This window comes from Nonomuraea deserti (assembly GCF_004348685.1).
In the GTDB taxonomy this organism is placed as follows: Bacteria; Actinomycetota; Actinomycetes; order Streptosporangiales; family Streptosporangiaceae; genus Nonomuraea; species Nonomuraea deserti.
The window spans coordinates 20959-29621 of sequence record NZ_SMKO01000116.1 but is presented as its reverse complement, the minus strand read 5'-3'; the positions used below and the strand labels follow the sequence as shown (position 1 = coordinate 29621).

Annotated in this window: 9 protein-coding genes; 1 reads left to right on the top strand and 8 read right to left on the bottom strand. The window is 69.6% G+C overall.

The annotated features are described in order from the left end of the window. The first annotated feature begins 166 nt into the window (after positions 1 to 166). On the top strand, positions 167 to 745 hold the full coding sequence (locus E1292_RS32290; RefSeq protein ID WP_132599763.1) for a Uma2 family endonuclease: 579 nt from the start codon (positions 167 to 169) through the stop codon (positions 743 to 745). A 6-nt stretch (positions 746 to 751) separates the two neighbouring features. Here the strand turns inward: E1292_RS32290 and E1292_RS32285 are convergent, their stop codons facing one another. The 8 genes from E1292_RS32285 to infC all read right to left on the bottom strand — a co-directional run bounded on the left by E1292_RS32285 (position 752) and on the right by infC (position 8213). After that, a complete protein-coding gene (locus E1292_RS32285) occupies positions 752 to 985 on the bottom strand; it encodes a hypothetical protein (protein WP_132599751.1) in 234 nt (77 codons plus the stop codon). A gap of 133 nt (positions 986 to 1118) precedes the next feature. Then, on the bottom strand, positions 1119 to 3671 hold the full coding sequence (locus tag E1292_RS32280) for a phenylalanine--tRNA ligase subunit beta (RefSeq protein WP_132599748.1): 2553 nt from the start codon (positions 3669 to 3671) through the stop codon (positions 1119 to 1121). After that, complete coding sequence (pheS, locus tag E1292_RS32275) at positions 3671 to 4711, bottom strand: phenylalanine--tRNA ligase subunit alpha (protein WP_246090486.1); 1041 nt, start codon at positions 4709 to 4711, stop codon at positions 3671 to 3673. Before pheS ends, E1292_RS32280 begins: the two co-directional genes overlap by 1 nt. 131 nt (positions 4712 to 4842) lie before the next feature. Beyond that, positions 4843 to 5934 (bottom strand): sensor histidine kinase, encoded by a 1092-nt coding sequence (locus E1292_RS32270; protein WP_132599742.1) that lies wholly within the window; start codon positions 5932 to 5934, stop codon positions 4843 to 4845. A 50-nt stretch (positions 5935 to 5984) separates the two neighbouring features. Next, entirely contained in the window at positions 5985 to 6788 is an 804-nt protein-coding gene (locus E1292_RS32265) for a TrmH family RNA methyltransferase (RefSeq protein ID WP_132599739.1), read from the bottom strand. Between the two features lie 126 nt (positions 6789 to 6914). Next, complete coding sequence (rplT, locus tag E1292_RS32260; protein WP_132330207.1) at positions 6915 to 7298, bottom strand: 50S ribosomal protein L20; 384 nt, start codon at positions 7296 to 7298, stop codon at positions 6915 to 6917. A gap of 24 nt (positions 7299 to 7322) precedes the next feature. After that, positions 7323 to 7517 (bottom strand): 50S ribosomal protein L35, encoded by a 195-nt coding sequence (gene rpmI / locus E1292_RS32255; RefSeq protein ID WP_132503691.1) that lies wholly within the window; start codon positions 7515 to 7517, stop codon positions 7323 to 7325. Between the two features lie 126 nt (positions 7518 to 7643). Further along, entirely contained in the window at positions 7644 to 8213 is a 570-nt protein-coding gene (gene infC / locus E1292_RS32250; RefSeq protein WP_281284075.1) for a translation initiation factor IF-3, read from the bottom strand. Between the last annotated feature and the right edge of the window lie 450 nt (positions 8214 to 8663).

Below are 8663 nucleotides of genomic sequence, written 5' to 3'. Positions count from 1 at the left end.
CCCTGACCAGCCTCTCCCCCACCCGCGCAGCGTGCCGGACCTCACCGCCGACCAGCACCCATCCCTCGGGTGCGCAGCCTTACGCGGTGTGTGCTCCCATTCACCTGGCGTGAGCACATTAGATTGGTAGCGTTAAGCCATGACTGCCGAAGCGGTGAGCCTAGAGATGACGACTACCTCGCTGCCCGACTGGGTCTTCCCTCCTCCAGGAGGCTTCACAGCCAAGGACCTCGATAACATTCCGGATTTGCCTGCGCACACAGAGTTGATTGACGGAAGCTTGGTTTTCGTGAGTCCTCAGGCCTCCTTCCACGCGCGGATCATCGACCTTCTCGCCATGGGCCTGCGCCAAGCCATGCCGGACACCCTGCGCGTGCGGCGGGAGATGAGCGTCGTTCTCGGCACCGATCAGCGTCCGGAGCCAGACCTCACAGTGATCAAGGCCGAGGCGGCGTGCGATGACGATGAGACGTACTACCTAGCAGGAGACGTCGTGCTCATCATCGAGGTCGTTTCTCCGGAATCCAGATCGCGCGACCGTCATCGCAAACCGCAACTCTACGCCGGAGCCGGCATCCAGCATTTCTGGCGCGTCGAGAAGGATTCGGGCAGACCGACGATCTATGTCTACGAACTCGACCCGGCCACCCGAGCCTACGGACTCACCGGCATTCATCACGACTCCCTGAAGCTGTCTGTTCCGTTCGAGCTGACCATCGATCTCACTGAGATCGACAGACTCTGAGTGGGCTCAGCCCGCCTCCCGCCACCCCTCATACCGCGCGACCAGCTCATCCACCTTGGCCAGCGCACCGTCGTCCATGCCTTCGACGACGACCAGCCACTGGGCGTCCTCGGCGTCGTCCTCCCCTGCCAGCGTCTCCCGCACCACCCGTGGCACCCCGAGCGAGGGAAACCACTCCCCCAGCGTCTCGGCGACCTCTTCGGCGTCATCCCTCTCGCCGAACACCAGAAGCACACTCATAGCCTGATGATCGCATCCCGCACTCTTGCGCGCAGGCGAGGTTCCCTCACTCGACCTCACCACGCTCCACACGAGCAGAACCGGATAAAAGGCCGGCACGGCACCCCGCCGCACCGGCCCTCAGGCGCAACGATCACCCGCGGAGCTGGGCTCCCACGCGGTCGGCCGCCATCGCCACCGCCGCGTCCCTGGCCGCGGTCGTCTCCTCGACCGTCAGCGTACGGTCGGGGGCACGGAACCGCATCGAGTAGGCGAGCGACTTGTTGCCCTCGCCCACCTGCTCGCCTTCGTAGACGTCGAACAGCCGGATCGACTCCAGCAGCTCACCGGCGCCGTCGCGCAGGGCCGCCTCGACGTCGGCCACCGGCGTGAAGTCGGGCACGATCAGCGCGACGTCCTGGGTGGCCACCGGATAGGCGGAGACGGGAGGCGTCTCGACAGGGCCCGGCATGGCCGCCTCGAGCCGCGACAGCTCCAGCTCCATCGCCGACGTGCGGGCCGGCAGCCCGTAGGCCTCGATGACCCGCGGGTGCAGCTCGCCGGCGTGCCCCACCAGCGTGTCGCCGAGGTAGAGGGCCGCGCACCTGCCGGGGTGCCACGGCTCGTGCTGGTCGGCGCTGATGGACAGCTCGGCCCGCGCCTCGGCCGCCACCAGCCGGGCGGCCTGCACCGCGTCGGCCCAGGAGGCCTGCCGGCCGGAACCCCACCAGCCGGACCGCTCGAACTCGCCGGTCAGCACGACCGCGACGCGCAAGGGCTGGTCGGGCAGCGCCGCCTCGATCGAGGCGAGCTCCTCGGCCGTCGGCCGGCGCTCCACCCCGAGCACCGGCGCCGCCTCGGGAGCACTCTCGCGCGGCCGGTAGACCGGCCCGCTCTCGAACAGCGCCACGTCGGCGAACCCGCGCCCGACGTTGCGCACCAGGGTCTTGAGCAGCCCCGGCAGCAGCGTCGTGCGCATCAGCGGCTCGTCCTCCGACAGCGGGTTGGCCAGCCGCATGGCGTTGCGGCGGGCGTCGTCGGCGGGCAGCTGCAGGTGGTCGAAGTCGGCGGCGCTGACGAACGGGTAGCTGAGCACCTCGACGTAGCCGCCTCCGGCCAGGGCCCTGCCCACCCGCCGGCGCAGCCGCTGCCCCTCGGTGAGCCCGGCGCCCGCCGGGGCGGCGGGCAGCTCCGACGGCAGGCTCTCGTAGCCCTCCAGCCGGATGACCTCTTCGGCCAGGTCGTTGGGGTCGGTGAGGTCGGGCCGCCACGACGGCGGCGTCACCGTGATCATGTCGTCGCCGGTGACGGCCAGCTTGGCCGCCAGCTCGCCGCCGGTCACGACTCCGGTCGGGTCGACACCGCCCCGGCGCACGGCGGCGTCGTCACCGTCGACGACGACGCAGCCGACCTGCTGCAGCCGGGCGACCACGGTCTCCTTGGAGTAGGTGGTGCCGGCCACGGCCCCGGGGTGGCCCGACGGGATCGCGATGCGCGCCGGCGACACCTCGACCTCGGCGTGCGTGACGCCGGGCTGGACGGCGGCGCCGTCAAGCTCGGCCAGCAACTGCACGGCCCGCCACGAGGCGACGAGCGGCAGCTCCCGGTCGACGCCGCGCTCGAACCGCTTGGACGCCTCCGACACGAGCCCGTGCCTGCGGGACTCGCGGGAGATGCCGGTCGCGGAGAAGTGAGCGGCCTCGATGACGATGTCGGTCGAGCCGTCGGAGATCTCGGTCTCCAGGCCACCCATCGTGCCCGCCATCGAGATCGGCCCCGACTGGTCGGTGATCAGGATGTCGTCGGGGTCGAGCTCGCGCACCACGTGGTCGAGCGTCTCCAGCCGCTCACCGGGCTGCGCCCGGCGCACCACGATCTCGCCGCTGAGCTTGTCGCGGTCGAACGCGTGCAGCGGCTGACCGAGCTCCAGCATCAGGTAGTTGGTGATGTCGACGGCCAGCGACACGGGACGCATGCCGGCCCGTGCCAGGCGTACGCGCATCGAGAGCGGGGTCTGCGCGGCGGGGTCGAAGCCGCGCACCTCGCGCAGCACGAACCGGTCGCACGCCGTCGGGTCGCCTATGGTGGCGGGCCACGACGGCCCGGTGTCGGCGGGCGGCTCGACGTCCGCGGGATCGCGGAAGGCCACCCCGAACGCGGTCGCCGCCTCGCGCGCCACACCCCTGATCGACAGCGCGTAGCCGATGTCGGGGGTGATCTCCAGCTCGATCACCTCGTCGCGCAGGCCTAGGAGCTCGACCACGTCGCCGCCGATCGGGGCGCCGGCGGGCAGCACCATGATGCCGTTGTGGTCGTCGCCGAGCCCGAGCTCGCGCTCGGAGCAGATCATGCCCTCGGACATGCGCCCGTACGTCTTGCGCGCCCCGACCTCGAACCCGCCGGGCAGCACCCCTCCGGGCAGCACGACGGGCACCCGGTCACCGGCGACGAAGTTGGTGGCGCCGCAGACGATCTCGCGCGGCGTCGCCTCGCCCGTCTCGACCTTGCAGTGCCTGATCGGCTTCTTGAATCCGGTCAGCTCCTCGATGGCGAGCACCTCGCCGACCACGACGTTCTTGACGTCGTGGCCGTGCGAGGTGATCGACTCGAGCTTCAGCCCGGCGGCCGTGAGCTTGTCGGCCACCTCGTGGGCGGTGACCGCCGGGAGATCGACATACTCCCGCAGCCAGGAAAGCGGGACCTTCATCAGATCTCCATTCCGAACGGGAGCGTGAAGCGCACGTCTCCCTCGACCATGTCACGCATGTCCTCGGCGTTGTGGCGGAACATCAGCGTGCGCTCGATGCCCATGCCGAACGCGAACCCGGAGTATCGCGACGGATCGACGCCGCACGCGACGAGCACCCGCGGGTTGACCATGCCGCAGCCGCCCCATTCGATCCAGCCCTCCGACTTGCAGGTGCGGCAGGGCGGGTTGCCGGGGGTCGCCGAGGCGCCGCGGCAGACGAAGCACTTGAGGTCCATCTCGGCGGACGGCTCGGTGAACGGGAAGTAGTTGGGGCGGAACCGGGTGGAGATGCCCTTGCCGAACATCACCTCCGCGAACCGGTCGAGCGTGCCCTTGAGGTGGGCCATCGTCAGGCCCTCGTCCACGGCCAGCCCCTCCGTCTGGTGGAAGACGGGGGTGTGGGTGGCGTCGAGCTCGTCGGTGCGGAACGTCTTGCCCGGTGAGATCACGTAGACCGGCAGCTCGCGCTGGAGCAGCGCGCGGATCTGCACCGGCGACGTCTGCGTGCGCAGCACCATGCCGGACTCCGTGGAGCCGACGAAGAACGTGTCGTGGTCGGAGCGCGCCGGGTGGTCCTTGGCGATGTTGAGGGCGTCGAAGTTGAACCACTCGCCTTCGAGCTCGGGCCCTTCGGCCACTTCGTAGCCCATGGCGACGAACGCGTCGGCGATGCGCTCCTGCAGCGTGGTCAGCGGGTGGCGGGCGCCGCGTGGCCGGCGGTCCCACGGCAGGGTGACGTCGACGCTCTCCTCGACGAGCACGCGCGCGTCGCGCTCGGCCTCGAGCTCGGCCTGGCGCGCGGCCAGCGCCTCGTTGATCGCCTTACGGGTGGCGCCGACGCGTTTGCCGGCCTCCGCGCGGGCGGCCGGCGGCAGCGCGCCGATCTCCCGGTTGGCCAGGGCGATGGGCGAGCGGTCACCCGCGTGCGCCAGCCTGGCCTGCTTGAGTGCGTCGAGATCGTCGGCCGCCTTGATCGCCGCGACGGCGTCGGCCTCCATGCGGGACACCTCGTCGGCATGCAACGGTGTCACCTCGACGGGGTCGTAGTCAGACAAGAGTGAGCTCCGTATCCAGGGCTTGAGCGGAAATGAGTCTAGTGGGACCCGCCCACCGGGCCCGAATCGCTCGCTTATGGAGTGGCGAAGTCAGGCGTGCCGGTGGGCACGGTAAATCGGAACTCCGCCCCGCCCTCGGGGGCCCGCTGCACGGCGATCGTGCCGCCGTGCGCCTCGACCAGGCCTTTCACGATGAACAGGCCGAGCCCGGTGCCGCCACGCCTGCGGCTGTTGCCACCCCGCCAGAACTGCCTGAAGACGCGCGGAGCCAGCTCGGGCTCGATGCCCTCGCCCTCGTCGCGCACCGACACGGCAACTCCCCACCCAACGGATTCGATCTCTATTGTCACAGTGCCGCGCCCGTGGCGCAGCGCGTTTTCTACCAGGTTACCCAGGATCTGGTCGATCTTGTCCTGGTCGAGCCACATCTCCGGCAGATGGTCGCCGACCACCAGGCGGAACCGGTGTTCGGCCTCGCCGGCCGCCACCCGCCCGGCGATGAGCCTGCGCGCCCTGGCGGGAAGGTCGACGACCTGCCGGCGCACCTCCAGCCGCCCCGACTCGATGCGGGAGACGTCGAGCAGCTCGGTGATGAGCCGTGTGACCCGGTCGGCGTCGTTGTTGACGGTCTCGAGCATCACGCGCTTCTGCTCGTCGGTGAAGCGCGTCCACTTGGCCAGCAGGGTCGCGGTGAAACCCTTGACGCTCGTCAGCGGCGAGCGCAGCTCGTGGGCCACCGTGGAGACCAGGTCGGCGCGGCTGCGCTCCAGCCGGGCCCGGGCGCCGCCGTCTCTGAGGGTGATCGTGACGCGCTCGACGTCGCCGCCGCGCTCCGGCTCGCGGATGAACCGGGCCGTGACGTAGAGCTCCTGGCCGCCCGGCAGGTGCAGCGGCCGCTCCGGCACCCTGCTCCGCGTGCGCAGCCCGCCCTCGGGGTCGAGGGCCTTCCACCAGTCGCGCCCGTCATGGTCGCGGAAGGGGAACACGTCGGTCATGTGCCGGCCGACCGCGCGCTCCATGGCGATGCCGGTGAGCCTGGCGGCGGCTCGGTTGACGGCCACCACGCAGCCATATCGGTCGGCCACGATGAGGCCGTCAGGGAGATCGTCGATGGCTATCGTGCACGCGGCGGCCACAACGCGCCCGTCGGTGTCTGCGCCGTGCACGACCTCGCCTCCTCCGCCTACATCGCCGACAATAGCGGGTTTCCCGCCGCCTAGGGCACTCGCTGAGCCCTGGCGGAAGAGTAAAGGCACACCGCCGCCGCGGTGGCCAGGTTGAGACTTTCAGCCTGGCCGTAGATGGGCACTCTGACCACATCGTCCGCCTCGGCGAGGATCTCCTCCGGCAGACCCCAGGCCTCGTTGCCGAAGATCCACGCGGTGGGACCGGACAGATCGACGTCGTCGAGCGTGCGCTTGCCCGTGCCGTCGGCCGCCAGCACGCGCAGCCCCCGCTCCTTGAGGTGACGCGCAGCGGCGCCCACCGGAGCACCGATGACGACGGGAAGATGGAAAAGACTGCCCGCGCTGGCGCGTACGCACTTGCCGTTGTACGGGTCGACGGAGGCGTCGGTGAAGATCACCGTGTCGGCCCCGGCGGCGTCGGCGGCGCGCATGACGGTGCCGGCGTTGCCCGGGTCGCGCACGTGCGCGAGCAGCGCCACCAGGCGGGGCGTGCCCGCCATGGCCTGCTCCAGGGGGACGTGCACGAGCCCGCAGACCGCCACCAGCCCCTGCGGGGTCACCGTCTGGGAGAGCTCCGACATGACCTCACCGCTGGCCCGGTGCACGGGGATGCCCTTGAGGGTGGCCTCGGTGATCAGCTCGGGGTGGCGCAGCTCTGCCTCGGCGGTGCTGAACAGCTCGAGGGTCACGCCGTCGAGCTTGAGCGCCTCGCGCACCGCCTGCGGCCCTTCGGCCAGGAATCTACGGTCCTGCTCCCTGAAGGCCCGTTTGGTGAGCCGCCGGGCCGCCTTGACCCTCGGCGACCGCACGTTGGTCAACTCGGACCCCGCCATGCTCTTCCCCCACGCCCTTACGCACGCCGATGGGCCTTGTCCCGCGGCCCGCCGCCGGACGCGCTTCGCGCGCGTCCACAGCAAAGGGCCCACCGTCATCGGTGGGCCCTCGTTCAAGCAACTGCCTCAGCCCGCGGCCGGAGCGTTCACGTCGGCCGGGAGCGCCTTCTTGGCGGCCTCCACGAGCGTGGCGAAGGTCTGGCTGTCGTTGACCGCGAGGTCGGCGAGGATCTTGCGGTCGACCTCGATGTTGGCCAGGCGCAGACCCTGGATGAGGCGGTTGTAGGTCAGGCCGTTCTGGCGGGCGGCGGCGTTGATCCGCTGGATCCACAGACGGCGGAACGCACCCTTACGGTCCTTGCGGTCCCGGTAGGCGTACGTCATCGAGTGGAGCATCTGCTCCTTGGCCTTGCGGTAGAGACGCGACCGCTGGCCACGGTAACCGCTCGCCCTCTCGAGGACGACCTTGCGCTTCTTCTTGGCGTTGAGCGCCCGCTTCACGCGTGCCATGATTCTTCTCCCCGGGGGTTCGCGCTACTTGGCGAGCAGCTTCTTGATCTTCTTGTGGTCGGCGTCGGAAAGGACGACCTCGTTCTTGAGACGGCGCGTCAACGTGGACGACTTCCACTCGTTGTAGTGCGCGCGATTGGCACGGCGACGCTTGATCTTGCCGGTGCCGGTAAGCCGGAACCGCTTCTTCGCACCGCTGTGCGTCTTCATCTTCGGCATGTCGCCGTCTCTCCTCGTTTCGGTCGTGCCGCAGGCCGGGCCGGTGCTGGCCGACCCGGTAGCGGCGTCTTCGTCTGCCGGTGGCTTTGGCTGGGGTCGCGTTGTAAGGCTAACCCCAACTGCGGGTCACGCTTCCTGTGTGGAAGGCTCCTCGCCGCCACGCTGCGCCTTGGCTGCGGCCTTTTCGGCCTTGGCCTCGGCTTTCTTCTTGTGCGGACCGATCACCATGATCATGTTACGGCCGTCCTGCTTGGCGTGGGACTCCACGAAGCCGAGCTCCTGGACGTCGTCCGCCAGCCGCTGCAGCAGCCGGAAGCCGAGCTCCGGCCGGGACTGCTCGCGGCCACGGAACATGATCGTGACTTTGACCTTGTCTCCCGCCTTGAGGAACCGCACCACGTGACCCTTCTTGGTCTCGTAGTCGTGCGGGTCGATCTTCGGCCGGAGCTTGATCTCCTTGATGATCGTGTGCGCCTGATTCTTGCGCGCCTCGCGCGCCTTCATCGCGGACTCGTACTTGAACTTGCCGTAGTCCATGAGCTTGCACACGGGCGGTCGAGCCGTTGCCGCGACCTCGACGAGGTCGAGGTCGGCTTCCTGGGCGAGCTTGAGCGCATCGTGAATGGAGACGATGCCTACCTGCTCGCCGTTCGGGCCCACGAGGCGAACCTCGGGAACTCGGATACGCTCGTTGATGCGGGGCTCAGTGCTGATGGGGCCTCCTAGGTTTGCGATCCCTACGTGCTCGTCGTGCCGGGAGCCCTCGCGCTGCGAACGCGAAAAGCCCCGCACGTCGCGCATGCGGGGCCACTGAGCTCTGTGGCTTCGTGGCCTCGAGCTCCCCGGAGTAGTCCGGCGTGATCCTGGACCCGGCCACCTTCCGGCGACTCAGGTGGGAGGGAGACCTCCGCTTGCGCGTCCAGCAAGGCATGCCGGACCGATCAGAGAGCTACACTACCACAACCACCGAGCCTCCCCGAATCATCCCGACCGGCCATGGCCTGCCGGTAAAGATCTGCCCAGAGAATGGCCAGGCCGCTCGAAGGCGACCTCCGCCGCTTCGAGCAACGGTGAGGGCCAGGCCCGCCCGAAGGCGACCTCCGCCGCCCTGAGGAGCGGTGGGATCTCGGCGCCGGCGCGAGGTCC